21 protein-coding genes, 5 tRNA genes, 2 rRNA genes and 1 other RNA gene are annotated in these 25,588 nt (G+C 58.9%); 20 read left to right on the top strand and 9 right to left on the bottom strand.

The features are described 5' to 3' along the window. Nucleotides 1-9 precede the first annotated feature (9 nt). The 4 genes from ACXMYO_RS15625 to rrf all read left to right on the top strand — a co-directional run bounded on the left by ACXMYO_RS15625 (nt 10) and on the right by rrf (nt 3,560). A tRNA-Ile gene (locus ACXMYO_RS15625) sits at nt 10-86 on the top strand. A 7-nt stretch (nt 87-93) separates the two neighbouring features. Further along, nucleotides 94-169, top strand: a tRNA-Ala gene (locus ACXMYO_RS15630). 281 nt (nt 170-450) lie between these two features. Beyond that, nucleotides 451-3,342 (top strand): 23S ribosomal RNA (locus ACXMYO_RS15635). 102 nt (nt 3,343-3,444) lie between these two features. Continuing rightward, nucleotides 3,445-3,560, top strand: a 5S ribosomal RNA gene (gene rrf / locus ACXMYO_RS15640). A gap of 111 nt (nt 3,561-3,671) precedes the next feature. On the opposite strand, the gene hisC is transcribed toward rrf, so the two are convergent. Continuing rightward, nucleotides 3,672-4,730, bottom strand: coding sequence for a histidinol-phosphate transaminase (gene hisC / locus ACXMYO_RS15645; protein ID WP_457809407.1), 1,059 nt, complete (start codon nt 4,728-4,730; stop codon nt 3,672-3,674). Between the two features lie 130 nt (nt 4,731-4,860). On the opposite strand from hisC, the gene ACXMYO_RS15650 reads away from it, so the two are divergent. The 6 genes from ACXMYO_RS15650 (at nt 4,861) to mnmH (ending at nt 12,012) form a co-directional block, all read left to right on the top strand. Then, nucleotides 4,861-6,471 carry a sulfatase-like hydrolase/transferase gene (locus ACXMYO_RS15650; protein WP_457809408.1) on the top strand — a complete coding sequence of 537 codons (1,611 nt, stop codon included), beginning with the start codon at nt 4,861-4,863 and terminating at the stop codon, nt 6,469-6,471. Nucleotides 6,472-6,591: 120 nt separating this feature from the next. Continuing rightward, a complete protein-coding gene (locus ACXMYO_RS15655) occupies nt 6,592-7,701 on the top strand; it encodes an alkene reductase (protein WP_457809409.1) in 1,110 nt (369 codons plus the stop codon). A gap of 127 nt (nt 7,702-7,828) precedes the next feature. Beyond that, a complete protein-coding gene (locus tag ACXMYO_RS15660) occupies nt 7,829-8,308 on the top strand; it encodes a copper resistance protein NlpE N-terminal domain-containing protein (protein ID WP_438765874.1) in 480 nt (159 codons plus the stop codon). Between the two features lie 96 nt (nt 8,309-8,404). Continuing rightward, the gene (gene radA, locus ACXMYO_RS15665; RefSeq protein WP_438765875.1) at nt 8,405-9,781 is read left to right on the top strand and encodes a DNA repair protein RadA; all 1,377 of its coding nucleotides are present in this window, start codon (nt 8,405-8,407) and stop codon (nt 9,779-9,781) included. Nucleotides 9,782-9,866: 85 nt separating this feature from the next. Beyond that, complete coding sequence (gene selD, locus ACXMYO_RS15670; protein WP_457809410.1) at nt 9,867-10,904, top strand: selenide, water dikinase SelD; 1,038 nt, start codon at nt 9,867-9,869, stop codon at nt 10,902-10,904. Further along, nucleotides 10,891-12,012, top strand: a complete 1,122-nt coding sequence (mnmH, locus tag ACXMYO_RS15675; protein WP_457809411.1) for a tRNA 2-selenouridine(34) synthase MnmH — start codon at nt 10,891-10,893, stop codon at nt 12,010-12,012. Before selD ends, mnmH begins: the two co-directional genes overlap by 14 nt. Before the next feature lie 3 nt (nt 12,013-12,015). On the opposite strand, the gene ACXMYO_RS15680 is transcribed toward mnmH, so the two are convergent. Further along, on the bottom strand, nt 12,016-12,690 hold the full coding sequence (locus ACXMYO_RS15680; protein WP_438765878.1) for a glutamine amidotransferase-related protein: 675 nt from the start codon (nt 12,688-12,690) through the stop codon (nt 12,016-12,018). Nucleotides 12,691-12,763: 73 nt separating this feature from the next. Here ACXMYO_RS15680 and ACXMYO_RS15685 point away from each other — a divergent pair, with 73 nt between their 5' ends. Together ACXMYO_RS15685 and ACXMYO_RS15690 are read left to right on the top strand one after the other, a co-directional pair. Further along, the gene (locus ACXMYO_RS15685; RefSeq protein WP_457809412.1) at nt 12,764-13,057 is read left to right on the top strand and encodes an MGMT family protein; all 294 of its coding nucleotides are present in this window, start codon (nt 12,764-12,766) and stop codon (nt 13,055-13,057) included. Nucleotides 13,058-13,178: 121 nt separating this feature from the next. Further along, complete coding sequence (locus ACXMYO_RS15690; RefSeq protein WP_457809413.1) at nt 13,179-13,793, top strand: YjaG family protein; 615 nt, start codon at nt 13,179-13,181, stop codon at nt 13,791-13,793. Between the two features lie 48 nt (nt 13,794-13,841). Here the strand turns inward: ACXMYO_RS15690 and hisF are convergent, their stop codons facing one another. The 4 genes from hisF to hisB are packed head-to-tail and all read right to left on the bottom strand — an operon-like array spanning nt 13,842 to nt 16,720. Next, entirely contained in the window at nt 13,842-14,615 is a 774-nt protein-coding gene (hisF, locus tag ACXMYO_RS15695; RefSeq protein ID WP_457809414.1) for an imidazole glycerol phosphate synthase subunit HisF, read from the bottom strand. Nucleotides 14,616-14,631: 16 nt separating this feature from the next. Next, on the bottom strand, nt 14,632-15,378 hold the full coding sequence (gene hisA, locus ACXMYO_RS15700; RefSeq protein WP_438765882.1) for a 1-(5-phosphoribosyl)-5-[(5-phosphoribosylamino)methylideneamino]imidazole-4-carboxamide isomerase: 747 nt from the start codon (nt 15,376-15,378) through the stop codon (nt 14,632-14,634). Between the two features lie 47 nt (nt 15,379-15,425). Next, nucleotides 15,426-16,070, bottom strand: a complete 645-nt coding sequence (gene hisH / locus ACXMYO_RS15705; protein WP_457809415.1) for an imidazole glycerol phosphate synthase subunit HisH — start codon at nt 16,068-16,070, stop codon at nt 15,426-15,428. Between the two features lie 50 nt (nt 16,071-16,120). After that, nucleotides 16,121-16,720: an imidazoleglycerol-phosphate dehydratase HisB gene (gene hisB, locus ACXMYO_RS15710; protein ID WP_457809416.1), complete on the bottom strand. Its 600-nt coding sequence runs from the start codon at nt 16,718-16,720 to the stop codon at nt 16,121-16,123. 262 nt (nt 16,721-16,982) lie between these two features. On the opposite strand from hisB, the gene ACXMYO_RS15715 reads away from it, so the two are divergent. From ACXMYO_RS15715 to ACXMYO_RS15745, 7 genes are all read left to right on the top strand, one after another. Further along, on the top strand, nt 16,983-19,316 hold the full coding sequence (locus ACXMYO_RS15715) for an AsmA family protein (RefSeq protein ID WP_457809417.1): 2,334 nt from the start codon (nt 16,983-16,985) through the stop codon (nt 19,314-19,316). A gap of 83 nt (nt 19,317-19,399) precedes the next feature. Continuing rightward, nucleotides 19,400-20,482: an A/G-specific adenine glycosylase gene (gene mutY, locus ACXMYO_RS15720; RefSeq protein ID WP_457809503.1), complete on the top strand. Its 1,083-nt coding sequence runs from the start codon at nt 19,400-19,402 to the stop codon at nt 20,480-20,482. 25 nt (nt 20,483-20,507) lie between these two features. Further along, complete coding sequence (locus tag ACXMYO_RS15725) at nt 20,508-20,780, top strand: oxidative damage protection protein (protein WP_457809418.1); 273 nt, start codon at nt 20,508-20,510, stop codon at nt 20,778-20,780. 73 nt (nt 20,781-20,853) lie between these two features. Further along, nucleotides 20,854-20,929: transfer RNA gene (locus ACXMYO_RS15730), tRNA-Phe, on the top strand. Between the two features lie 5 nt (nt 20,930-20,934). Beyond that, a tRNA-Gln gene (locus ACXMYO_RS15735) sits at nt 20,935-21,009 on the top strand. 25 nt (nt 21,010-21,034) lie between these two features. Then, nucleotides 21,035-21,110, top strand: a tRNA-Thr gene (locus tag ACXMYO_RS15740). A gap of 460 nt (nt 21,111-21,570) precedes the next feature. Then, nucleotides 21,571-21,774 carry a cold-shock protein gene (locus ACXMYO_RS15745; protein ID WP_086620861.1) on the top strand — a complete coding sequence of 68 codons (204 nt, stop codon included), beginning with the start codon at nt 21,571-21,573 and terminating at the stop codon, nt 21,772-21,774. A gap of 142 nt (nt 21,775-21,916) precedes the next feature. On the opposite strand, the gene ACXMYO_RS15750 is transcribed toward ACXMYO_RS15745, so the two are convergent. Beyond that, complete coding sequence (locus ACXMYO_RS15750) at nt 21,917-22,510, bottom strand: Yip1 family protein (RefSeq protein ID WP_457809419.1); 594 nt, start codon at nt 22,508-22,510, stop codon at nt 21,917-21,919. Between the two features lie 276 nt (nt 22,511-22,786). On the opposite strand from ACXMYO_RS15750, the gene ACXMYO_RS15755 reads away from it, so the two are divergent. Beyond that, the gene (locus tag ACXMYO_RS15755) at nt 22,787-23,491 is read left to right on the top strand and encodes a hypothetical protein (protein WP_438765888.1); all 705 of its coding nucleotides are present in this window, start codon (nt 22,787-22,789) and stop codon (nt 23,489-23,491) included. A gap of 45 nt (nt 23,492-23,536) precedes the next feature. Here ACXMYO_RS15755 and ACXMYO_RS15760 read toward each other — a convergent pair whose 3' ends face one another. Both ACXMYO_RS15760 and ssrA read right to left on the bottom strand, forming a co-directional pair. Continuing rightward, nucleotides 23,537-24,448, bottom strand: a complete 912-nt coding sequence (locus ACXMYO_RS15760) for an ATP-grasp fold amidoligase family protein (protein WP_438765889.1) — start codon at nt 24,446-24,448, stop codon at nt 23,537-23,539. A gap of 743 nt (nt 24,449-25,191) precedes the next feature. After that, nucleotides 25,192-25,573: a transfer-messenger RNA gene (ssrA, locus tag ACXMYO_RS15765) on the bottom strand. Nucleotides 25,574-25,588 lie beyond the last annotated feature (15 nt).

Raw genomic sequence — 25,588 nt, forward strand, 5'->3', positions numbered from 1 at the left:
AGACTGCTTGGGTCTGTAGCTCAGTTGGTTAGAGCGCACCCCTGATAAGGGTGAGGTCGGCAGTTCAAGTCTGCCCAGACCCACCAACCTGTCGGGGCCTTAGCTCAGCTGGGAGAGCGCCTGCCTTGCACGCAGGAGGTCAGCGGTTCGATCCCGCTAGGCTCCACCATACCGGCTCGGTGCATACAAACAGTCTCGCTGATACTGATGAAACCACAGTCAAAAGTCATGATGATGACAGATCATCGACATGATTTCTGACTGTCTTTTTGACAGTACGCTCTTTAACAATGTGGATCATGCTGACCTGTCGGTCGGTGAACACCCCTTCTTCGGAAGGGTGTCGTGACCCGACCGGCAGACAACGTATAAGTTTGCTGTGATACGTAATGTCGTACGTATTCCAGCAAATGTCGTGTGATCGTGAAACCGGACCCCTTGGGGTTATATGGTCAAGCGATTAAGCGCACACGGTGGATGCCTAGGCAGTCAGAGGCGATGAAGGACGTGACAGCCTGCGATAAGCGTCGGTGAGGTGGCAAATGACCTGCGACCCGGCGATTTCCGAATGGGGAAACCCACTTACCATCAGGTAAGTATTCATGAGCCAATACATAACTCATGAAGGCGAACCGGGAGAACTGAAACATCTAAGTACCCCGAGGAAAAGACATCAATTGAGATTCCCCCAGTAGCGGCGAGCGAACGGGGACCAGCCCTTAAGCAGTGCAACCGATAGGCAAACAGTCTGGGAAGTCTGACCATAGCGGGTGATAGTCCCGTAGCCGAAATCCGAGCATTGTGAAATCGAGTAGGTCGGGGCACGTGAAACCCTGACTGAACATGGGGGGACCATCCTCCAAGGCTAAATACTCCTGACTGACCGATAGTGAACCAGTACCGTGAGGGAAAGGCGAAAAGAACCCCGGCGAGGGGAGTGAAATAGATCCTGAAACCGTGTGCGTACAAGCAGTGGGAGCAGACTTGTTCTGTGACTGCGTACCTTTTGTATAATGGGTCAGCGACTTATTTTCAGTAGCGAGCTTAACCGAATAGGGGAGGCGCAGGGAAACCGAGTCTTAAATGGGCGAATTAGTTGCTGGGAATAGACCCGAAACCGGGCGATCTATCCATGGCCAGGATGAAGGTCAGGTAACACTGACTGGAGGTCCGAACTCAAGTATGTTGAAAAATGCTGAGATGAGCTGTGGATCGGAGTGAAAGGCTAATCAAGCTCGGAGATAGCTGGTTCTCCTCGAAAGCTATTTAGGTAGCGCCTCACGTATTACCACCGGGGGTAGAGCACTGTTTCGGCTAGGGGGCCATCCCGGCTTACCAACCCGAGGCAAACTCCGAATACCGGTGAGTACAGCGTGGGAGACACACAGCGGGTGCTAACGTCCGTTGTGAAAAGGGAAACAACCCAGACCGCCAGCCAAGGTCCCAAAATCCCGGTTAAGTGGGAAACGATGTGGGAAGGCACAGACAGCCAGGAGGTTGGCTTAGAAGCAGCCACCCTTTAAAGAAAGCGTAATAGCTCACTGGTCGAGTCGGCCTGCGCGGAAGATGTAACGGGGCTCAAACCGGGTACCGAAGCTGCGGGTGCATCCTTATGGATGCGCGGTAGAGGAGCGTTGTGTAAGCCTGCGAAGGTGGATCGTGAGGTCTGCTGGAGGTATCACAAGTGCGAATGCTGACATGAGTAACGACAAGGGCGGTGAAAACCCGCCCCGCCGGAAGACCAAGGGTTCCTGTTCGACGACAATCGGAGCAGGGTGAGTCGACCCCTAAGGCGAGGCCGAAAGGCGTAGTCGATGGGAAACGGGTCAATATTCCCGTACCGGATGTTATTGCGATGGGGGGACGAAGAAGGCTAGGTGAGCCGGGCGCTGGTTGCCCCGGTGAAAGCGAGTAGGCCTGAGGATCAGGCAAATCCGGTCCTCTACAAGCCGAGACGCGAGACGAACAGACTACGGTCTGGAAGTCACTGATGCCACGCTTCCGGGAAAAGCCTCTAAGCTTCAGATAACATGCGATCGTACCCCAAACCGACACAGGTGGTCAGGTAGAGAATACCAAGGCGTATGAGAGAACTCGGGTGAAGGAACTAGGCAAAATGGCACCGTAACTTCGGGAGAAGGTGCGCCGGCCAGGGTGACGGGACTTGCTCCTTGAGCTCTGACCGGCCGAAGAGACCAGGTGGCTGCAACTGTTTATTAAAAACACAGCACTCTGCCAACGCGTAAGCGGACGTATAGGGTGTGACGCCTGCCCGGTGCCGGAAGGTTAATTGATGGTGTTAGCCGCAAGGCGAAGCTCTTGATCGAAGCCCCGGTAAACGGCGGCCGTAACTATAACGGTCCTAAGGTAGCGAAATTCCTTGTCGGGTAAGTTCCGACCTGCACGAATGGCGTAATGATGGCCACGCTGTCTCCACCCGAGACTCAGTGAAATTGAAATCGCTGTGAAGATGCAGTGTACCCGCGGCTAGACGGAAAGACCCCGTGAACCTTTACTATAGCTTCACACTGGACGCTGATGTTACTTGTGTAGGATAGCTGGGAGGCTTTGAAACCCCGACGCCAGTCGGGGTGGAGCCAACCTTGAAATACCAGCCTGGTATCATCGGCGTTCTAACTCCGCACCGTGATCCGGTGTGAGGACAGTGTGTGGTGGGTAGTTTGACTGGGGCGGTCTCCTCCCAAAGAGTAACGGAGGAGCACTAAGGTACCCTCAGCACGGTTGGAAATCGTGCAATGAGTGCAAGAGCATAAGGGTGCTTGACTGCGAGACGGACATGTCGAGCAGGTGCGAAAGCAGGTTCTAGTGATCCGGTGGTTCTGTATGGAAGGGCCATCGCTCAACGGATAAAAGGTACTCCGGGGATAACAGGCTGATACCGCCCAAGAGTTCATATCGACGGCGGTGTTTGGCACCTCGATGTCGGCTCATCACATCCTGGGGCTGAAGTCGGTCCCAAGGGTATGGCTGTTCGCCATTTAAAGTGGTACGCGAGCTGGGTTTAGAACGTCGTGAGACAGTTCGGTCCCTATCTGCCGTGGGCGTCGGAAGTTTGAGAAGTGCTGCTCCTAGTACGAGAGGACCGGAGTGGACGCACCGCTGGTGTACCGGTTGTCATGCCAATGGCACCGCCGGGTAGCTATGTGCGGACGGGATAACCGCTGAAGGCATCTAAGCGGGAAGCCCCCTTCAAGATGAAACTTCCCTGGAGCCTCGAGCTCCCTGAAGGGCCCTCGAAGACGACGAGGTCGATAGGCGCGGTGTGTAAGTGCAGCAATGCATTGAGCTGACGCGTACTAATTGCCCGTGAGGCTTGACCATATAACACCCAAGTGGTTCGCATCACACGAATACGTTGATGTATTGATCAGCATGATCCCGATTTTGACCCGCTGCCCAAAGGGCAGCCGGTCTGCAGAATTGCCTGACGACCATAGCGTGCCGGCACCACCCGATCCCTTCCCGAACTCGGTAGTGAAACGGCTCCGCGCCGATGGTAGTGTGGGGTCTCCCCATGTGAGAGTAGGTCATCGTCAGGCACCCCTTCCGAACCCCGGTCCTTAACAGGACCGGGGTTCTTTTATGGGCGCTCGCCGGCGCCGGCGTGGCGCCTGCCGGCGGTCACTGACGTGACCGCCGGACAGGGCCCCTCAGGGCGCGGTCGCCAGCGCCGTCATCAGCGCCGCCATCTCCGCCTCGGTACCGATCGAGATGCGCAGCCAGTCGGCCAGCCCCGGCGTGGCAAAGTGGCGAACCAGAATGCCCGAGGCACGAAGACTGGCCGCCACACTGGCGGCTTCCTTCCGTCTGGGTCTGACAAACAAAAAGTTGGCCTGTGATGGCAGCACTTCAATATCCAGCTCTCTCAGAGCCTGAGCCGTACCTTCACGCGTTGCCATGATGGCGCGGCAGCACTCGTCGTAATGCCGGGTATCTTCCAGTGCCGCGATGCCCACGGCACTGGCCAGCGGATCGATGGGATAGGAATTAAAGGAGTCCTTGATACGCTCCAGCCCCTCGATCAGCTCTCTGGAGCCTATGGCAAATCCGAGACGCATGCCCGCCAGGCTGCGGGATTTCGAAAAGGTCCCCGTGACCAGCAGGTTGTGATACTCGTTGATCAGCGGTACAGCGCTTTCGCTGCCGAAGCCGTAATAGGCTTCATCAACCAGTACGACACGCTCACACTGACGCTCTAAAAGCGCTCTGATGGCCTGACGCGAATGCGCATGACCTGTCGGGGCGTTTGGATTGGCAAAGGCAATACCGGCATGGCCCTTCTCAGGAAAGTGCTCCAGTGGCACTTCCCAGCGCTCGTTCAGAGCAACCTTTTGCAGATCAATGCCATAAAGCTGGCAGTACACCGGATAAAAACTGTAGGTGTGCTCCGGAATCGAGAGCGCCTCACCGTCACGCAGGAAAAAGGCGCGAAAGGCAAAGGCCAGCACTTCATCCGAGCCGTTACCCACGAACACCTGCTCTCGAGTGACGTTATAGGTGCTGGCCAGACTGTCACGCAGTGCCAGTGATTCGGGGTCGGGGTAGCGTCGCAGCTGCTCGCAGGAAAACTCTCTGAGCACCCTTTCTACCCCGTCGGAGGGCGGGTAGGGGTTTTCGTTGGTATTGAGTTTGATCATGCGCTGTCTTGGCTGTTCGCCGGGCACATAGGGCGTCAGTGAGTCAACGCCGGGACTCCAGAACTTGCTCATCGCTGCTCTCTGCAAGGGGACATTACGGTAGGATCATGTTGACCCCTGCCTGTTGCGTTCGCAAGTCTCGTCCTCGGGCTGGTATCTGCTAATCTAAAACGCTTTATCAAGCCGTGAAGGGGCAAGGCCGGTGGCTGGAAGGATCGGGCGCGCAAGCGCCGTGGCGGTAACGCTCGCGCTGGCCTGGCTTTTACTGGCGTTGCCCAATCAAGTCAGCGCTTTTGGCCGGCTCGGCCAATGGTTCCCCCCGCTTGAGCTTCCATTGCTTTTGATGGCGCTTTGGTGTGTGCCGCGCCGGGCGGCGCGTTTTGTAGCGCCGATAATGGCTGTCGCGCTGTTGCTGCTGGCCGTGATCAAGCTGGCTGATATGGTCGCGCTGCAGGCCTACTGGCGAATATTTGATCCCATCTCGGACTGGCGCCTGATCGGGCCGGGCTGGAACGTACTCAGTGGCACGGTAGGGGCTGAAAAAGCCGGGCTGCTGGCCGTCGGTCTGGTCGCAGTTTTGCTGTCGATTCTAATGCTCATGACCATCGGCCTGCTGCTTCTGACACGTTATGGCGGCCCGGACAGTCCGAGTCGGCTGCGTGTGACGCTCTGGTCGATAACGGGCGGTTTGCTGCTGGTGTCCCTTTCCGGTTTCATTCGCCCGGATGGCGCTCATCCTGGCGAATCATCACGACTGGTGGTCGAGCACGTGGCGCAGTCCCGACAAAACCTTCAGGATCTGGCGGCGCTAAAGGAGCACGCTCGCCACGACCCTCTCGCTCAAGTGCCTGCCAGCCAGCTTCTTGGCGGTCTGAAAGGCCATGACGTTCTTTTTGTGTTTATCGAATCCTATGGACGCACGGTGCTGGAAGATCCGCACTATGCCGGCGTCATGCGCTCGCGCATGACAGCCATCGATGATGAGCTGGGCCAGGCCGGGTTTGGCGCCCGCAGTGCCTGGCTCGTTTCCCCAACAGTTGGCGGTCAGAGCTGGCTGGCCCATGCCACGCTTCAATCGGGGCTCTGGATCAACTCACAACGGCGTTATAACTGGCTTTTGGGGGCCGAGCGTGTCTCGCTGGCACGGCTTTTCAATCGCGCCGGATGGCGCACTCTGGCTGTGGAGCCGGCCCTGACACGTGAATGGCTGGCCAATCGCTATTATCGCTTCGATCAGGTCTATGATGCCCGCAATCTCGGCTACGAGGGTGAGCCCTTCAACTGGGTCACCATGCCGGATCAGTACACCTATGCGGCACTACAGCGTCTTGAACTTGCCGATACCGAACGCGCGCCCGTCATGGCAGAAATTGCCACGCTGAGCAGTCATGCCCCCTGGACGCCAATCCCGCCACTGATCGACTGGGCGCAGGTTGGCGATGGCCGAATTTTCAACCGATGGGCCAATGCAGGTGACCCGCCCGATGTGGTCTGGCAGGACAGCGAACGCGTCCGCGCTCAGTATCTCAAGTCCATCGAGTATGCGCTTGAAACGCTGGCCTCCTTTGTCACCCATTACGGCAACGACAATCTGGTAGTCATCGCCATGGGGGATCATCAGCCGGCCTCCATCATTACCGGTGAGGGCGCCAGCATGGATGTTCCCGTCCATGTCATGACCCGGGATGCCAGCGTATTGAATCAGTTTGATGAGTGGGGCTGGCGCGCCGGCATGCTGCCGGATCAAACCAGTACCCACTGGGGCATGGATGCCCTGCGTCAGCGCCTGGCCGAGGGATTTGGTGCCCCGTGATCCGAGGCTGAATTATTTGAGCGTCGATGACTTGATAAGCAGGCTAACAGTCTCCATATCCGGAACTGGCTCGATCAGTTCTCTCATTTACCCGAGTCACCGAACACGGAGGTTCACGCCATGCATGATGTTCTATTCGAACCGCTTCAGCTGGGCTCGCTGGAAATTCCCAACCGGGTCATTATGGCGCCGCTGACGCGTGCGCGCACGCCGGATCGCATCCCGGGCCGTCTGCAGGAGATCTACTACGGCCAGCGTGCCGGCGCCGGGCTGATCATCGCCGAGGCTACCAATATCTCGCCGACCGCGACGGGCTATGTCTACACCCCGGGTATCTGGACCGATGAGCAGGAAGCCGGCTGGAAAGGCGTGGTCGAAGCCGTACATGCGCGCGGCGGGCGTATCGCGCTGCAGCTCTGGCATGTCGGACGTGTTTCCAACGAACGGGTGCAGCCCGAGGGTCAAAAGCCGGTCGCCCCCAGCGCGCTGAAAGGTGAAGGTGCTCAGGCCTTTGTGGAGTTCGAGGATGGCAGCTCCGGTCGGGAAGACGCAAGCACCCCGAGAGCGCTTGAAACCGAAGAGATCCCCGGGCTGGTCGAGGATTACAGACAGGCGGCCGTACGTGCAATGCGTGCCGGGTTTGACATGGTCGAAGTCCACGCGGCCAATGCCTACCTGCTGCAGCAGTTTCTGGCGACCGGCTCCAACCAGCGTACCGACCGCTATGGTGGCTCGATCGAGAATCGCGCCCGCGTCGTGCTCGAGATCGTTGACGCCGTCGCCAGTGTCTTTGGCTATGACCGGGTCGGCCTGCGTATCTCGCCGTTTATCGAAATCTTCGGGCTCAAGGATGATGAATCCGAGCAGATGGCCTTTTATCTGGCCGATCAGCTCAACGTGCGTGAGCTGGCCTACCTGCACGTCAACGAGCCCGACTGGGCCGGTGGCGACATCCATCTGACCGATGATTTCCGTCGCGCCTTGCGTGCCCGCTTCCGTCATGGCGCACTGCTTTTCTGCGGTCATTATACGGCGGAAGGCGAAATCGATCTGATCGAGCGCGGTATCGGCGATGCGGCTGTCTTCGGTCGGCCCTTTATCTCCAACCCCGATCTGCCCGAGCGCTTTCGCGTCGGCGCCAAGCTTGCCGAACCCGACCCCGACACCTTCTATGGCGGCGATGAAAAGGGCTATACCGACTATCCCTTTCTGGACGATCAGGCACGCTAGGGGGTCGTAACCCTGCCGTAGTGACTCTATATGCGTTAGTGTCTTTCCGGGGCCCCCGACAAGCAGCTATGCTAGGGGGCACCGGTCGTTTGAACGGCCAAAAAACATGCATCAGGAGTAAAGCTTCATGCAGATGAAAACGTTGCTGGCCGGTTCGGCACTGATGGCACTGCTGGCCGGCTGTGCCGGCTCCGGCGGTGAGCAGGGAACCGATAGCACGGGGGCAACCGCCTCGTCCTCGCAGGCGCAGAGCGAAACACGCACCTATACGGGCACGCTGCCGTGTCGCAACTGCAGCGGCATCGCGCTGACGGTTGATCTGCAGGGCGATGAGCAGGCGACCAATCCGCAGGATCGGACGTTCGAGCTGGACGCACAGTATCAGAACCATCCCCAGAATCCGCCGACTGAAACCTACAGCGGCAACTGGGATGTGATCAGCGGCATGCAGGATGATCCTTCAGCCACCGTTTACGAACTGACGCCTTCCGGCGAAGGCCAGGTCTATTACTTCGAGCGCGTTAACGACTCAACGCTTGAACTGGTGGATCCGCAGCTGCGTCGCTTTGAAAACGGTGAGACCCTGCGTCTGACCCGGCAGCAGTAATGTTGGATCGGCTGCCCCTGTGGCAGTGTTGATCAAAGGGCGGCGACAGGCCGCCCTTTTTCATGTCTGAAATCACCGAGACAACGAGCAGGCAGCATGGCAAAGGCCAAGAGTGCATTTGTCTGCACCGAATGCGGTGCAGAGTATTCCAAGTGGCAGGGGCAGTGCAGTAGCTGCCGCGAGTGGAATACGTTGACCGAAATACGTCTTTCAAGCGCCTCTCGCCCCGGCAGCGGCACGGGCAGTACGGCCCGCCAGGGGTATGCCGGGGGCGCCGGCGTGGCGTTGACCGACCTGTCAAAGGTCGATCTCAGCGAGCTGCCGCGCTTTTCGACCACCTATGACGAATTCGATCGAGTGCTGGGCGGCGGCCTAGTGCCTGGCGGCGCCGTGTTGCTGGGCGGTGATCCGGGTGCCGGCAAATCAACGCTGCTTTTGCAGACGGCCTGCCATCTCGCCCAGCAGCATCGCGTCATCTATGTCACCGGCGAGGAGTCCCTGTCTCAGGTGGCCATGCGTGCCCATCGCCTCTCTCTGCCCACCCAGGGACTTTCCATGCTGGCCGAAACCAGCGTGGAGACCATTCTGGGCATGGCCGAGCGGGAAAAGCCGGCAGTGTTGATCATTGACTCCATTCAGACCATGCATCTGGAAGACGTTTCCTCGGCGCCGGGCGGTGTGGCGCAGGTACGCGAGTCGGCCGCAGCGCTGACCCGCTTTGCCAAGCAGACCGGCACGGTATTGATGCTGGTCGGGCACGTCACCAAGGACGGCGCCCTGGCCGGGCCACGGGTACTGGAGCACATGATCGATGCCTCGCTGCTGCTCGAGGGAAGCTCGGACTCGCGCTTTCGTACCCTGCGCGGGCAAAAGAACCGTTTTGGCGCGGTCAACGAGCTGGGTGTGTTCGCCATGCTGGAACAGGGGCTGCGGGAGGTAAAAAACCCGAGCGCCATCTTTTTGTCCCGCGGCGAGGAGATGGCCCCCGGCAGTCTGGTCATGGTGGTCTGGGAAGGCACGCGCCCGCTGCTGGTCGAGGTGCAGGCGCTGCTGGACGAGTCGGCGCTGGGCAATCCGCGGCGCGTGGCGGTCGGGTTCGACGCCCAGCGTCTGGCCATGCTGCTGGCAGTGCTGCATCGTCACGGGGGCCTGTTTACCGGCGATCAGGACGTTTTCGTCAACGTGGTGGGCGGTATGAAGGTTCTGGAGACCAGCGCCGATCTGGCGGTTTTGCTGGCCGTGGTCTCGAGTCTTCAGAATCGCTCGCTGCCGCGGGAGCTGGTCGTGTTCGGCGAGGTGGGGCTATCCGGAGAGATTCGCCCGGTACCCAGCGGTCAGGAGCGCATCGTCGAGGCTTCCAAGCACGGCTTTACCCGCGCCATTGTTCCGCGGGGCAACGCGCCAAAGAAAGCGCCGGCGGGCATGGAGGTCATTGCGGTTGACCGGCTTTCCGAGGCGCTCGAGGCCATCTAGTCGAACCGGATGACATGGTGCGGGCCGCGGTGCCAGAGTAACGGTGACACCATCGATAATATTGTGGATCACAAAGGGACAGCTCATGACACAGATTCGTCTTACCCAGTACAGCCACGGTGCCGGCTGCGGCTGCAAGATCGCCCCGGATGTGCTGGATACGATGCTGAAAAACGCCGGGCCCGGTGCTTTCAGCGACAAGTTGATCGTCGGCAATCAGGATCGTGAGGATGCCGCCGTCTATGATCTGGGCGACGGCCAGGGACTGATCGCCACGACCGACTTTTTCATGCCGATCGTGGATGACCCCTTCGATTTCGGACGTATTGCGGCAACCAACGCCATCAGCGATGTCTTTGCCATGGGCGGACGCCCGATAATGGCGCTGGGTATTCTGGGCTGGCCAATCGACAAGCTCTCTCCCCAGGTGGCCGGTGAGGTACTGGCTGGTGCCCAGTCCGTATGTCGCGAGCTGGGGCTGGCGCTGGCCGGCGGGCACTCCATCGATGCGCCGGAGCCCATCTTCGGCCTGGCCGTCAACGGACTGGTGAAGCTTGAGCATCTCAAGCGTAACAATGGCGCCCGCCCCGGTGATCGACTCTATCTGACCAAGCCGCTGGGCGTGGGCGTGCTGACCACGGCCGAAAAGCGCGGTCTGCTGGCACCGGAGCATCACGGGCTGGCGCGAGACACCATGCTGCGTACCAATGTCATCGGTCAGAAGCTGGCCACCGTGCCGGGTGTGCATGCCATGACCGACGTCACGGGCTTTGGTCTGGCCGGGCACCTGGGAGAAATCTGTACGGCCAGCAACGTGGCGGCACGAATTGATTTCAAGCGCCTGCCCCGCATTCCCGAGGCGGATAGCTATCTGCGTCAGGGGGCCGTGCCGGGCGGTACCGAGCGCAATCATCGGGCCATGGGCCAACTGATGCCGGCGATGGACGACTATCACTGGCAGTGGCTGTGTGATCCTCAGACCTCCGGTGGTCTGGTACTGGCCGTTGATCCCGCCTACGAAGACGACGTCGAGCGCATTGGCCGCGAGCACGGGCTGACGCTTGAGGCCTTTGGTGAATGCGTGGCACGAGAGGGCGAAGCGGTCTTTCATGTCCAGCAATAAACAGGGTGAGCAGCTTGTTCCAACACTTGATCGGCTAAAGGACGCCTCACTGCTGATCGATGTGCGCGCGCCGGTCGAGTTCGCTCAGGGCGCGCTGCCTGGTGCCATCAATCTGGCACTGATGGATGATGACGAGCGCGCTCAGGTGGGCACCTGCTACCGGCAAAAGGGCAGCGAAGCGGCGCTCAGGCTGGGCCATGAGCTGGTCGGCGGCGCCCTGCGTGAAAGCCGAATTGCGGCCTGGCGGGAGGCGATCGCGCGTCACCCCGACGCGCTGATCTACTGTGCCCGCGGTGGGCAGCGCTCCAGTATTGCCCAGCGCTGGCTTGCGGAGGCAGGCATCGAGGTGGCGCGTTTAAAGGGCGGTTTCAAGGCCGCGCGGCGAACGCTGATGGCGGTCACCGAGCAGGCCGCCGGCGAGCCGTCGCTGGTAATCGCCGGGCTGACCGGCTGTGCCAAGACCGACATGATCAAGGCGCTCGATGGCGGCATCGATCTGGAAGGTCATGCACGCCACAAGGGCTCAAGCTTCGGGCGCCAGCCGGGACAGCCGCCCACGCAGATCGATTTTGAGCACGCGTTGGCCATGGACCTGGCCGGCCGTCGGGCGCCCCATGTCTTTGAAGACGAATCCCGCCGCATCGGCAGTGTCGAAATTCCACTGCCGCTCTGGCAGGGGCTCTGTGCGGCACCCCGAGTGTTGATCGAAATGCCGCTCGAGTGGCGCCTTGCCCAGATCCGCCGTGACTATATTGACGATCTCTGGGCCCAGTATCGCAACACCTACGGCCCCTGGCTTGGGTGGGCGTTGATGCGTCGTCAGCTGGTCAGTGCGCTGGTACGCCTGAAAAAGCGGCTGGGCAGTGCGCGTCTCGAGCGGCTTTTGAAGCTTCAGCAGCAGGCCTTTGAGGCCCACGTCACCACGGGCGACAGCCAGGCGCATGATGGCTGGCTGTCGCCGCTTTTAAGCGAGTACTACGATCCCATGTATCACTACCAGCTGCGTCAGGCCGAGCAGGGCCCGGCATTTACCGGGACCTGGCAGGAGGTGCTGGCGTTCGTGCGTAAGGCCGTCGATCAGCAGCGCCGAAGCGGCGACATTGGATGACGACTAAAGGCGCAGCCAGTCGATCATGACCCGATCCAGTACGGCGGCCTGCTGCGCAAAGCGGCGGCTGTCCTCGAGCATCTCGTCACGCGACTGCACCCAGGGGCCGGGCGTTGCCAGACTGTGCGCCTCGAGCCCGGTCAGTTCCCGCACCCAATCAGGCGTGGCCTCGAGATGACAGTGCATGGCGACCACGCGCGCGCCATCCCAGGTGAACCCCTGCAGGGGGCTGGCCTCGCTGGCTCCGATCGAAATAGCGCCTTCCGGCAGCCCGAAAATGCGGCGGTGCCACAAAAAGGCGTCAAAGCGTGCCGGCAGATCGAGATCGCCGTCCTCGTTGGCGTTTACCGACTGCCAGCCAAACTCGCCGTGGGTGTTGGGAGAGACAATGGCGCCCAGCGCTGCGGCAATCAGCTCCGCACCGTAGCCCAGCCCCATGATGGGTTTTGAACTCTTGAGCGTGCGCTCGACAAGGTGCTGTTCGCGCCTGATCCAGCCGTGCTCAACGATCTGTTCGGGGCCGCCCAGTACGATCAGGGCGTCGAAGTCGCCGGGGCGCGGCGGCACTTCATCGGCGTAAAGCCGACAGACATTGAAGCTGTGGCCCATGCTGGTAAGCCAGTCCGCCACTCGGGCCGGTCCAAAATGAGACGCATGCTGTAGAAAATAGATATGCATGATAGAGCCATGATGGATAACGATAAGCTGATCGTCCAGCATACACCGATATGGACAGATACCGGGGGATGCCATGCATGAGGCGGTACGCGAGCAGGCCACGACCATTATTGCCCGCATTCCCGAAGGGCGTGTGACAACCTATGGGGCTATCGCGAAAATGACGGAAGGCGCCACGGCGCGCTCGATCGGGGCACTGCTGCGTCTGCTGCCCGAGGGGCACACGCTGCCCTGGCATCGCGTGGTGGCCGCCGGGGGGCGCCTGGCCGACCATGAGGGTGCCCGCCTGCAGCGCGAGCTGTTGAGCGGCGAAGGCGTGGTATTTGATGCGCGCGGGCGTATTCCCGAGCGTTTCTTCTGGCCCTGAGCCGCCCTCAAAACGCTCCGTGCCTGATGTCTCAATGGGCCCGGTGATTGCTTCTGACAGTGACATGGCTGCATGTTGCTATAACACCATTCCGATATATTCCAGGCAGGGAACCAGACCGATGCCCACCATGATCGAAACGGGTTTTGAAAAGCGTCTGCGGGCGTTGTCACCGCGTCAGGCGCTGGCCTTCATGGCGGCGCTTGGTGAGCGGCTGATGCCCAACTATCGTCTCTATGCAGAGATTGGCGCGGCAGGTGATGCCCACGGTGTGACCAGCATCCTGGCGCTGGTATGGGAAAGCCTTGGCGTGCGCGATGCCAATATCAACTTTGAGCGCCAGGCAGAAAAGCTCGCGGCGTGTGAGCCGCCGGAAGATGATGACAGCTTTGGTGCGCGTATCGCCCGGGATCTGACGCTGGCTCTGTCTGCCTGTATGGACGTTTTGTCAGGTCCGGCGGGTGAGGCATCGGTCGATGTCAGTCGTCTTTCCATCGGCGGTATCGAGCGTTTTATCGAGATGGGTGCCGGAGAGGCGATTCAGGATGATACCGAGCGCGAGGCATTGATCGACACCCATGAACTGATGATCGATGAGCGCGCGTTTCAGCTGGCGGTACTGGAGAGGGTCGAGATACAGACGCTGGACCGGGAAGGGCTTCGCGAACTGCGAGCGCTTGGCAAAAATGAAGGTTTCAGCAATCTGGGATTGACGGCAGACCAGACTGACGAGTAATTCGAAGGGCCCACGGCGTCGCGACTCGGCGCCGTGGGTCGTGGGGCATCAAAGACGCATTTCGATGCCCTGGTCGGCCATGTACTGCTTGGCCTGTTCGATGGTGTATTCACCAAAGTGAAAGATGCTGGCAGCCAGCACGGCGTCGGCACCGCCTTCCCTGACGCCTGCCACCAGATGGTCAAGGTTGCCCACTCCACCCGAGGCAATGACCGGCACCGAGACAGCGTCGCTGATGGCGCGTGTGACCCCCAGATCAAACCCTTCCCGGGTACCGTCGCGGTCCATGCTGGTCACCAGCAGTTCACCGGCGCCGTATTCCACCATTTTACGTGACCACTCAACGGCATCGAGCCCGGTCGGTTTGCGCCCCCCGTGGGTAAAGATCTCCCAGCGCGCAGGCTCGCCGTTCTCGCTGACCCGTTTGGCATCGATGGCCACAACAATGCACTGGCTGCCAAAGCGCTGGGAGGCCTCGAACACGAAATCGGGGTCGGTCACGGCGGCCGTATTGATCGAGACCTTGTCGGCGCCGGCATTAAGCAGAGCGCGGATGTTGTCGCAGCTGCGGATGCCGCCGCCAACGGTCAGCGGAATGAAGACCTCGCCGGCAATCCGGCTGACCATGTCCAGTGTCGTGCCGCGTGCCTCGTGGCTGGCGGTGATGTCGAGAAAGGTAATCTCGTCGGCATTTTGCTCGTTGTAACGTCGGGCGACCTCGACCGGATCCCCGGCATCACGAATGCCCAGAAAGTTGACGCCCTTGACCACGCGACCGCGATCCACGTCCAGACAGGGAATAATGCGTTTTGCCAGTGTCATGTGCTTCTCCGGGCAGTCAGCTGCGCTGTGCTTCGATGGTGTCACACAGGGTCTGGGCCTCGGCCAGGTCGAGCCGGTCTTCGTAGATGGCCCGCCCGGTGATGGCACCGACAATTCCTGCAGCGGCCACATCCGCCAGCTTCTGCACATCTTCCAGATCGGTCACGCCGCCGGAGGCGATGACCGGCACGCCACCGTGGCTGGCCATTTCAACAGTCGATTCAACGTTGACGCCGTTCATCATGCCATCACGGGAAATGTCGGTATAAATGATGGCGCTGACACCATCTTCGGCGAAATGGCGCGCCAGATCCACGGCACGCATGGTGGAGACTTCCGCCCAGCCATCGGTGGCCACATAGCCGTCCCGGGCGTCGAGTCCGACCATGATGTGGCCGGGAAATTCACGGCACATCTGGCGGACAAAGTCCGGATCGCGCACGGCCTGAGTGCCGATGATGACCCAGCTGACGCCGGCGTCCAGATAGCTCTGAATCACTTCGCGGGTACGGATGCCGCCGCCGATCTGGATCGGCAGATCCGGGAAACGGGCAGCAATTGCCCTGACGGCGTCTGCGTTGACCGGACGGCCCTCGAAGGCACCGTTGAGATCGACCAGGTGAAGCCGGCGGGCGCCGGCATCCACCCAGCGCTGCGCCATGGCCACCGGGTCTTCACCATAGGTGGTCGAGTCTTCCATACGGCCCTGTTTGAGGCGAACACACTGACCGTCTTTCAGGTCGATGGCGGGGATGACCAGCATGGGGGTTCCTTTATCCTTGTCGTGAAATGGCCTGGCGGCAGGAGAGGTCAGGGCGACCAGGCCACAAAGTTTGCCAGCAGCCTGAGGCCGGCATCGGCACTTTTTTCCGGATGAAACTGTACGGCAAAGACAGCATCGCGGCCGGTAGCCACATGCGCCCGGCTGCCGGCGTAATCGATGTAGCCCATCGCATGGCCGTCGTCATCGGCCTGGACGAAATAGCTGTGCACGAAGTAGAAGCGCTCGCCGGTCGGGATACCTTCCCACAGCGGGTGCATGTGGTGCTGATGCACGCGGTTCCACCCCATGTGGGGCACCTTGAGCCGCTGGCCCTGCTCGTCCAGTGCGGTGTCGTCAAAGCGGGTGACCCGGCCGGGCAGATAGCCCAGACAGCGCACGCCGCCGTTCTCCTCGCTTTTGTCCATCAGCATCTGCTGACCGACACAGATGCCCAGCAGCGGCTTGCTGGCATCCTTGAGAAGCTCCTTGACCAGCCCGGTCAGCTCGGTACGCTCGAGCTCTCCCATGCAGTCACGGATGGCGCCCTGACCGGGCAGCACCACACGGGAAGCGCCCTTGATGGCACGGGCGTCCCGCGTGATGGTGACCCGTTCATCGGGGCTGACGTGCTCGATGGCCTTGGCCACCGAGTGCAGGTTGCCCATGCCGTAATCGATGATGGCAATCGTCATGCTGGACGCACTCCTTGGCGGTCGGCGTCACGCCGGCCGAACGGTGTTGGTTACAGGCTGCCCTTGGTCGAGGCAATACGCCCCGCCATGCGCTCGTCCGTGGAGACGGCCATGCGCAGGGCGCGACCGAAGGCCTTGAAGATGGTTTCGACCTGATGATGGGCGTTGTCACCCTTGAGATTATCGATATGCACGGTCGCCCGGGCGTGGCTGGCAAAGCCCTGGAAGAATTCGGAGACCAGCTGGGTCTCGAAGGCGCCGATGGTGTCACGCGTGAATTCAGCATTCATGAAAAGCCCCGGGCGACCGGAAAAGTCGATCACCACGCGTGAGAGCGCCTCGTCCAGCGGCACATAGGCGTGTCCGTAGCGATGGATGCCGCGCTTGTCGCCCAGGGCCTCGGCAAAGGCCTGACCCAGGGTGATGCCGGCGTCCTCGACCGTATGATGGTCATCGATATGACGATCGCCGTCGGCATCGATGGTGAGGTCGATCATGCCGTGGCGCGCGATCTGGTCGAGCATGTGCTCGAAAAAGGGCACGCCGGTATCGGCCTTGAGCTCGCCCTGACCGTCAAGGTCGAGCGAGACGCTGATGCGCGTTTCGCTGGTATGACGTGAAATACTGGCGCATCGCGGCGACTGGGTCATGAAGGCTCCCTGTAGAAAAAGGATCACCGCCTCGAGGGCGTAATGGATAACAACGATATCAAAAGCAGGTCACATCCGCGCGGCTCGATGCGTGCTGGCGGTTTGCAAAACGCCCGAGTGCCTGCGCCGGCGCGCCATTATAGAGAAGGGCAGTGACCATCCGCTACACTAACGCCCGCAACCGATGGGCTCGTCTCTGCCATGATGGCGGGGTCTGTCGACAGGATTATCGGGCGGGAGAGGGTCTTTTGGGGAGTATTCAATGAAAGCATTGTTCAGGATCGTGCTGGCGGCAATGGGCGTGCTGGGACTGCTGGCCGTGGCCGTGGTCATCTACGCCACGACCTTTCTCGATCCCAATGACCTCAAGCCCAGGCTTGCCGATGCCGTGCGTGAACGCACAGGACTTGAGCTGTCGCTGAACGGCCCCCTGTCCTGGACCTTCTACCCGCGGATCGGCGTGACCGTGGAAGATGCCTCTGCACGTCTGCCGGATCAGGAGGATGACGGTGCGCCCTTTGCCGCTTTCAAACAGGCCGAGGCGCGATTGCGCTTTGCACCGCTGTTGAGTGGCAATATCGAAATCGATGGTTTTACGCTTGATGGGTTGCGTCTCAATCTTCGGCGCGACGAGCAGGGGCGTGGCAACTGGGAAACGCTGATTGATGCCGTGGCGCACCAGGACAGTGCGCCGCCGGCGTCAACATCGCGCCGGCCGCAGCGGGTCACAACGGCCGGCGACCGGCCCCTTGCCATGGATATCGCCAGTGTTCAGATCAGCGATGGCCGGGTGCATTATGACGATCGTCAGCACGACCGCGAGATGACGCTGTCTTCACTGGCTCTGCTGGCCTCCGACGTCACCTCCGGGGGCGCTTTCCCGCTGGAGCTCTCCTTTGCCGTCCAGGGCACCCAGCCCGAGATGGCCGGGACCGTTAATCTGAAAAGCCAGGCCAGTGTGGATCTCAATAGTGGTGTATATGCCCTGAACGGTCTGGCGCTGAAGGGGGCGATGCGTCTGCCGGTACTGGATGATGCTCATGACCAGAGCTTCAACGTCAATGCATCAAGGCTGGTCGCGGATCTGCCCCGGCAGCGCTATACCGTCGAGAAAGCAGCGTTCGATGGCGCGCTTCATCTGCCGTCTCTGGGCGAGCGTGCCCTGCCGCTGGGCGGTGAAGCCACCGGTGAGGTGTCGCTGGACAGCGATCATGCGGCACTGACCTCGTTTGCGCTCAGCAGCGGTCAGCTGCTGCGCCTGACAGGCCAGGGCGAAGCCCACAACCTGAGCGATGACCCGAGCTGGCAGGGGCGGATCGAGATGGCGCCGGCCAATCTTCGCAGCTGGCTGGAACGTCTGGGTCAGCTTCCGGCCACCGCCGATGCACAGGCACTGCAGCGGGTGGGGTTTTCTTCCAGTGTCGAGGGCGACAGGCATGTGGCGCGATTGACGGATCTGGCCGTCAATATTGACGATACCGCCCTTGAAGGAAATGCGACACTGGGGCTTGACGGGCTGCTCGTGCATGCCGGGCTCAAGGGAAGTTCGCTGGATCTGGATCGCTACCTGCCGCCAAAGGCAGCGCCGGAGAAACCGGCCGACGGCGCCGCCCCGGCACCGCAAGGCGGGACCGTGCCGTCTGCAGATCACGAAGCCGCTTCAAACGATAAGCTTCGGGCGCTGGTGCGTGACCTGGATCTTGACCTGGATCTGCGTCTTGACGCCCTCAAGGCACATGACCTTCATCTCGAGAATGTGGCGCTGCAGATACAGGGTCGTAACGGGCGGTACCGACTTCCGACACTTGCCGCCGAGCTCTATGACGGCACGCTCAGGGCCAGTGGTGCCATGGACGTGACGGCATCGTCGACGTCGCTGTCTATCGAGCCAGAGCTCTCAAAAGTGGCGCTGCAGCCCTTGCTGCGGGATGCCCGGGGTAGTGACGATCTTTTCCGCGGGACGCTCAATGCCAGTGCGACGCTGTCCTCTACCGTTGAGGGCGATGCCTCGCTGCTGGAACACCTCAATGGCAGAGCGGCGTTCGAAATTACCGAGGGCGCCATGATGGGCATCAATCTGCCGGGCCAGCTCTGCACGACAGCCGCCATGCTGCAGGGCAACAGCACCTCGCATGAGTGGGGCAGCGATACCGAATTCGACCAGTTGGCTGCTACCTTCAAAGTTGTCGATGGCGTCGTGCAAAGCGACGACCTGGCGGTGGCGCTGCCGGGTATCGATATTACCGGCAGCGGCTGGATCGATCCGCGCGCGCAGAAGCTGGACATGGCACTGGCTGCCCGGCTGGTTGATACCGCCGACGTCGAGGGGTGTCCGGTAAGCAACACCCTGAGCCGTATACCGCTGCCGCTGCACTGCTCGGGAGCGCTTGGAGAGTCCCCGGCACGATGGTGTCGCTTTGACACCGATGCCTTCCGCGCCATTTTGCAAAAAACGGCGGCCAGTGAAGGACAACAGAAGCTGCGCGAGCATCTGGATCGTCAGCTTGATGGCAGGCTGGGCCAGCGTATCGAGGAAAAACTGGGCGAGGATTCCGGCAGCAATCTGAGAAATGCCATCAAGGGGCTTTTTCAGTAATTACCCATCATGACAGGCGCCGCAACCGATGCGGCGCCTGCACTTTTTCGTATTTTATCCCTGGGCGAGAGCCGATCGTGAGTATTTCTCTGGAAGCCCGCAGGCCGCTGGATGCCGAATATTTTCGCACCCGGCTGCTGGGCTGGTTTGATCAGTATGGCCGCACGCATCTGCCGTGGCAGCAGGACAGGAGCCCTTATCGCGTCTGGGTCTCGGAGATCATGCTGCAGCAGACGCAGGTGGCGACCGTTATCGGGTATTTTGAGCGTTTCATGCAGCGCTTTCCGGATGTGGCATCGCTGGCGGCGGCCGATCAGGATGAGGTGCTGCATCTATGGACGGGGCTTGGATATTACGCACGCGCCCGGAATCTGCATCGTGCTGCCCGCTGCGTGGTTCATGAGCATGGCGGTGAGTTTCCCGTTGAAAGCGTGGAAGCACTGAGTGCGCTGCCGGGGATCGGTCGCTCAACGGCCGGTGCCATCATCGCTCAGGCCACGAACAAGAGAGCGCCCATTCTTGATGGCAACGTCAAACGGCTACTGACGCGGCTGCACGGGGTCGAAGGCTGGCCCGGCCGGTCGGAGGTCGAGCGTCGGCTCTGGCAACTGGCCGAGCACTATACGCCACACTGGCGCTGTGCTGACTTCACACAGGCCATGATGGACATGGGGGCCACGCTTTGCACTCGGCGCCGTCCCAGCTGCCTGCTGTGCCCTTTTGAAGCGGACTGTGTGGCGCACGCCCGTGGAGAGGAGCATCGCTTTCCCGAATCGAAGCCAAAAAAGGAAAAGCCCGTTCGTCAGACATGGATGCTGATGCTTCGCGATGATGATGGGCGAGTATTGCTCGAGCAGCGCCCCTCAAGCGGTCTTTGGGGAGGACTCTGGGGAATGCCGCAGTTTGACGACAGCGAGGCGCTGACGGCGTGGCTGGCCCGGGAAATGCCCGGTAGTGTCGTGCAGGGGCAGTGGCAGGGCTTCTCGCATGGCTTTACGCACTTTCGACTTGAGATCACGCCCGTTCAGGCGCATCTACCGGAGCAGGGGAACGCTCGGGCGGTGGAAGGCCGGCGCTGGTATGATCCGGATCATCCCGACAGCATTGGGCTGGCGGCGCCGGTCAAGGCACTGCTTGAGTCCCTGTCATCATCCACGCTTTTTTAAAAACGCGCTGACAAGAGGTATTGCAATGAGTCGCACGGTATTTTGTCGCAAGTATCAGCAGGAAATGGAAGGGCTGCAGATGCCGCCGCTGCCCGGCGCCAGAGGCCAGGACGTTTATGACAACGTGTCCCTAAAGGCCTGGGAAGAGTGGCAGGCGCTACAGACGCGACTGATCAATGAAAAGCGTCTCAATATGCTTGAGCCCGAAACGCGCGACTATCTGATGGCGCAGATGACACGGTTTTTCAACAATGAGGAAACCGACAGCGCCGAAGGCTATGTACCCCCATCTCAATAGGTTTTTGAAATAATCCGGAAAAAGGTGTTGACCCGGAAAGAGGTTTTCGATTTAATACGCAGCCGTTGGCAACGGCCAGATAGCTCAGTCGGTAGAGCAGGGGATTGAAAATCCCCGTGTCGGCGGTTCGATTCCGTCTCTGGCCACCATCTGCTGGGGTATAGCCAAGTGGTAAGGCACCGGTTTTTGGTATCGGCATTCCCAGGTTCGAGTCCTGGTACCCCAGCCACTTCAGTACTTTGCATGCTGAATATGCCGGCTTAGCTCAGTTGGTAGAGCAACTGACTTGTAATCAGTAGGTCGAGGGTTCGACTCCTTCAGCCGGCACCATTCCAGATCATCGACAGCATGATCCGGAACAAGAAAACCGCCTCCAATGGCGGTTTTTTTACGCGTCAATTTCGTTTTTGCATGTTCCTGCCGGATCGACAACCACTGCTTCCATCAAGGTATTGATACCTTACAAGGGTGCGCCGGTAGGCCGGATGTCGTTGCTATCAAAAGACGGGTAGATGACACGGCCTTTGGTATCGGACTTTTATGAAGTTGATGTTCGTGTTGCCAGATCATCCGGAATGTGTCAAAAGAGCATACATATTGCTCGTATCGCATACCCCCTACCAAAGGGTTACTTGACCGGGTGGGGCGATAGGTGCACTATGACCCGGGTGGTTAACAAGGCAGTATATCGTCAGTTGTAATCGATCCTGTCGAGAGCATATGAATGGCTATCTTGTTTGTGCCCGCAGTGGGCTAACCATCATTAATTTATTGCACAGGTATCAAAAGCATGGCAACTGGCACAGTTAAGTGGTTCAACGATAGCAAAGGCTTTGGTTTTATTTCTCCTGACGACGGTGGCGACGATCTGTTCGCACACTTCTCCGAGATTCAGGCAGAAGGTTTCAAGTCGCTGCAGGAAGGCCAGAAGGTCTCCTTCAACGTCACTCAGGGTAAAAAGGGTCTGCAGGCTTCTGCAATCCGCCCCGAGTAAGTCGGTAGATTAAATTCTGCTGTAAAGGGAGCTGCCATTGGCAGCTCCCTTTTTGTTTGTGCTTCCTCGTCTTGGTTTGGTTTTCAGAACTCTGGAGCCCCTGTTGTCCGCCTCTACAGCGGCGATGACGTTCAACGCATCCTTAGTAAACGAGATGGGCACCATAGCCCCATAGCAGCACAGCGATGGCGAGAAGCACTTCGAGGACCAATACGCCAATCCCCAGTGTCGAGCTCGACACGATAAAGCCTTCCTTCCTGTCTATTCCCAGAAAGCCTGGAATGCCCAGATAAAGCAGATAGCCCGTATAGCAAAGCCCGGCTACGCCAGCGACCACGCACAACCACAGCAGGGGGTAAAGTGCTACCAGGCCTGTCAAAAACATGGGTGTGGCAACGTATCCGGCGAAAACGATGCAGCGATTCAGATCCGGGTGAGTGGGGTAGCGCTGGGCCATGCGATGGATAACAAGTCCCATCAGGGCGATGGCGCCCAGAATGGCCAGATAAAAAATGATTGCCAGCTGTAATGCGCTTGTTGTGGAGAGTGTGACCACGGCCGAACGACCAAAGTCCCAGCCTATGGTAGTGGTGCCAGTGAATGCGCAAATGACCGGGATGGCAGCCAGCAGGAGAACATGGCTGGCATACATGTGTGTTGCGGTTTCATGTTCACCTTCGATGTGTTTCCACTCTCGGTGAGGATGAGCCATCAGGCCCCAGACATGATGAATCATGATGCACTCCCAGAACCGTTTGAGGTCCAATACAGTGTGGATGTCACTGACGAACGAGCCATGCTTCATGCTGTCGGCCGCCGGGTCACGGCTGCCTGTCTGATACTATAGCCAGGCATTGTTGCTCGATGAGATAAGGGCTGGCATCTATTGGTCGATAGGCGCGTATGCAGGGGCAGATCGCCGCTTTTTCAGCCATGCTTGTGCTTGATCGAAAGTGCGCCCTGGTGGATGAGATAGACCAGTATCCGGAAGCATATTTTTCAGGGGACGAGAGTGATTTATTTTTTAAGTAATTTATGGGACTGGATACAGGAAAACGCCACGGTTTTCAGCGGCCTGACCAGCGTCGGCATGCTGGTGATATGGGGCGTCTATCTACAGCTTCTGCTGCACAATTTTCGCATGCAGCGACGTCCTCAGATCATTATCAATCATGGTTACGGACGCGGCATTGATTCCCGCTGCATCGTCAGCAACATGAGTCAGTCTGCCGTTTTCGTGGACAGCATTATCGTCAAGCTTGAAACCAGCGACGGCCAGTATGTGACCGATGTTACCGATACGGTAGACGAGCAGGGAGAAGGCGGTAGTGATGTGGACAACAAGGAGCTGCGTCAGGTGACGCGTCAGGGGCCGCTGGGGTCCGGCGAGTACATGAACGCAGGAACATTTCGCACACTGTTGCAAAAGGTGGCCAGTGAGCATGGCATCAGTGTTGATGAAAGCTGTCGTCCGACCGGGGAGGCGGGATTCAGCAGCGTCGAAATCCGACTGATCATGATTTTTGGAGCCGAGACAAGCCCGATAGGGGCCAGTCGGCGATTCAACATGAAATATGATGACGACAGGAAGCTGAGTCTTATTCCCGAAACGATCGGCACGCAGCAGCTGGGCAAGCGTCGTCAGCGGCTCAAGGTGCGCAGGTGGCAGCGCGATCTTAGGATGCCGATGGATTCCGGGAAGGAGCAGGGCAAATAGTGTCCGACATGGCAATCAAGCGATTGCCATGTCTTGGCGGCGGACCTAGACGTCGAACAGAGCGCCCCACTGACGATCGGTTTCCCGATCCTTGAATTTTGTCAGTCCAGCGGTCGGCGTAAAGGTCATTTCGCCAAAATAGATGGCGTCACCCACCAGATAAAAATCCACACGTACGTAAGAGAAACCGTTGGCAAGCTTGAGTGCCAGCTCGAGCGCCTCATCAAGCTGCTGCGGGCGCGGCATGGCCTGGCCCGTGCTGACTTCGGGCCGGCGTATCTCTACCAGCTCCCAGTCCTGATTGTAAAAATCGACCTTGTAGTTGGTAAAGCGGTCGTGTGTTACTTCAATAAAAACGACCGGATCTTCGCCCTCACGCTGAAAACAGTGAAACTTGAAGTCCTTGGGGATGTTGCCAAGGTCATCAACAAGCAGCTTTTCAAAAATCAGGCAGGGCTTGATATCACGATAGTGTGCTTCTCGACATACGTCGTAAAAGTCCTGTCCCAGCCAGTGGCGCCCCAGGTTGTAGATCTGGGGAAAGGGATGGTCGGCCTTGTCGCGCACAAGCAGGTTATAGCCGAAGCCGTGATTGGCTTTCATCACGAAGCTTTCCGGCAGGGCGGAATAGGTTGCCGGCGTGGGCTCGGATTCTATTGCGTAGCAGGGCACCAGATACTGCTCGCCGATGGTATGTGCCACATAATCGCGTGCCGCAATCTTGTCACTCAAAACCGAGTAGATGGGCTGAGGATTGATCTTGCGATAGCAGATCTTTTCGTTGAAGGTGCGCGGATTTTTCAGGTCCGGAAATTCACCGAATACCCGTCGGTAGCGAAGTGCCGTGTGCCACTTGTCAGGAAGGACATTCATGATGCTGCGACGCGCCAGGCGCAGGTATTCACCGATGTGGTCCCTTTTCTCCACATCGACAGTCCTGCTGTCCTGCTTCTTCATTTGAGGCTCCGATTCAGCAGTCAGCGAGTCGGCAAACAGGTTTTTTACGGCCCTGGGCATATGCCCTCCTTCATTCTTGGATACCCTGCGATACAGCTGCCCTTCAAATCAGGCTGTTGTATCGGATGATGTCCTGTATTGGCCATGAGCAACCTTGCCGGTTAACGAATCATCAAGGCTCGCTGAACCGTTTATGAAGGTATTCGTACAATTTTTCAGTTTGATCTGAAAAATGATACGGCGCCATCCATGGAAAACATCATTCCGATATGTGTTAGCTGCGATAGCGTAATGTTGGCAGCGTACTCACCACCGGGATGTGCCGAAGTGGTTCTGCAGGTCACTGTGTGTATCTTTTGTTACTTTCTGCATAATTACCGCTGCCAACCAGGGTAATTAAAAAAACAGCCTTGGTAATCCACAACATTTAATCGTGCGTTACGGTCTGACAGGTAGGCTGGAACGCGCAAAGTAATGGTTGATGCCAGCTGATGTGCCACTTCAGGTGGTCATTGGTCAAACTGGGCATTGTTTTGATATTTTCTGGAATAGTTATATTTCTTCGAAGGCGCTATTTGTTTTCAAAGGGTTCGCCATAAATATTGGCGCTGCCATAACCGACCATTAAAATTTCTTTTTTAAAGTCTGGTGCATTAAATTTTTGTTTGGCAATTGATAATTTCAAATCAATAATGGGTCATAAAATAAAAAAAAGCCGCTGAAAAATCAGCGGCTTTGATGTTTGGTGGAGGCGGGGGGAGTTGAACCCCCGTCCGCCGGCACTCGTCCATCAGCTCTACATGCTTAGATTCGTCTTTTGGTTCAACCGTATCGGCTCCGACGAGCAGGATCCGATACAGCGGGCTCTCTAATGTTTAGCGGTTGACGCGAGAACAAAACCAACCGCGATCCTGTCAGCTGTAGCTCGTAGCCTCGTCACGATGAACAGGCACATCGCTTCGAGGTAAGAAGGTTACCAGCAGGGTTTAAGCTGCCAGCGCGCCCTCTTGAGCATAGTTTTCGTCATTTGCGACTATTTTAGAGTAACGTGGGATTTACGAGATACGTTACGCTCTCGGCATGCACCTCAGGATCTGCAACCGGCGTCGAATCCATAACGCCCCCGGTTCGCCAAGGAGT

The sequence above is a fragment of the Kushneria sp. EE4 genome (assembly GCF_977968315.1).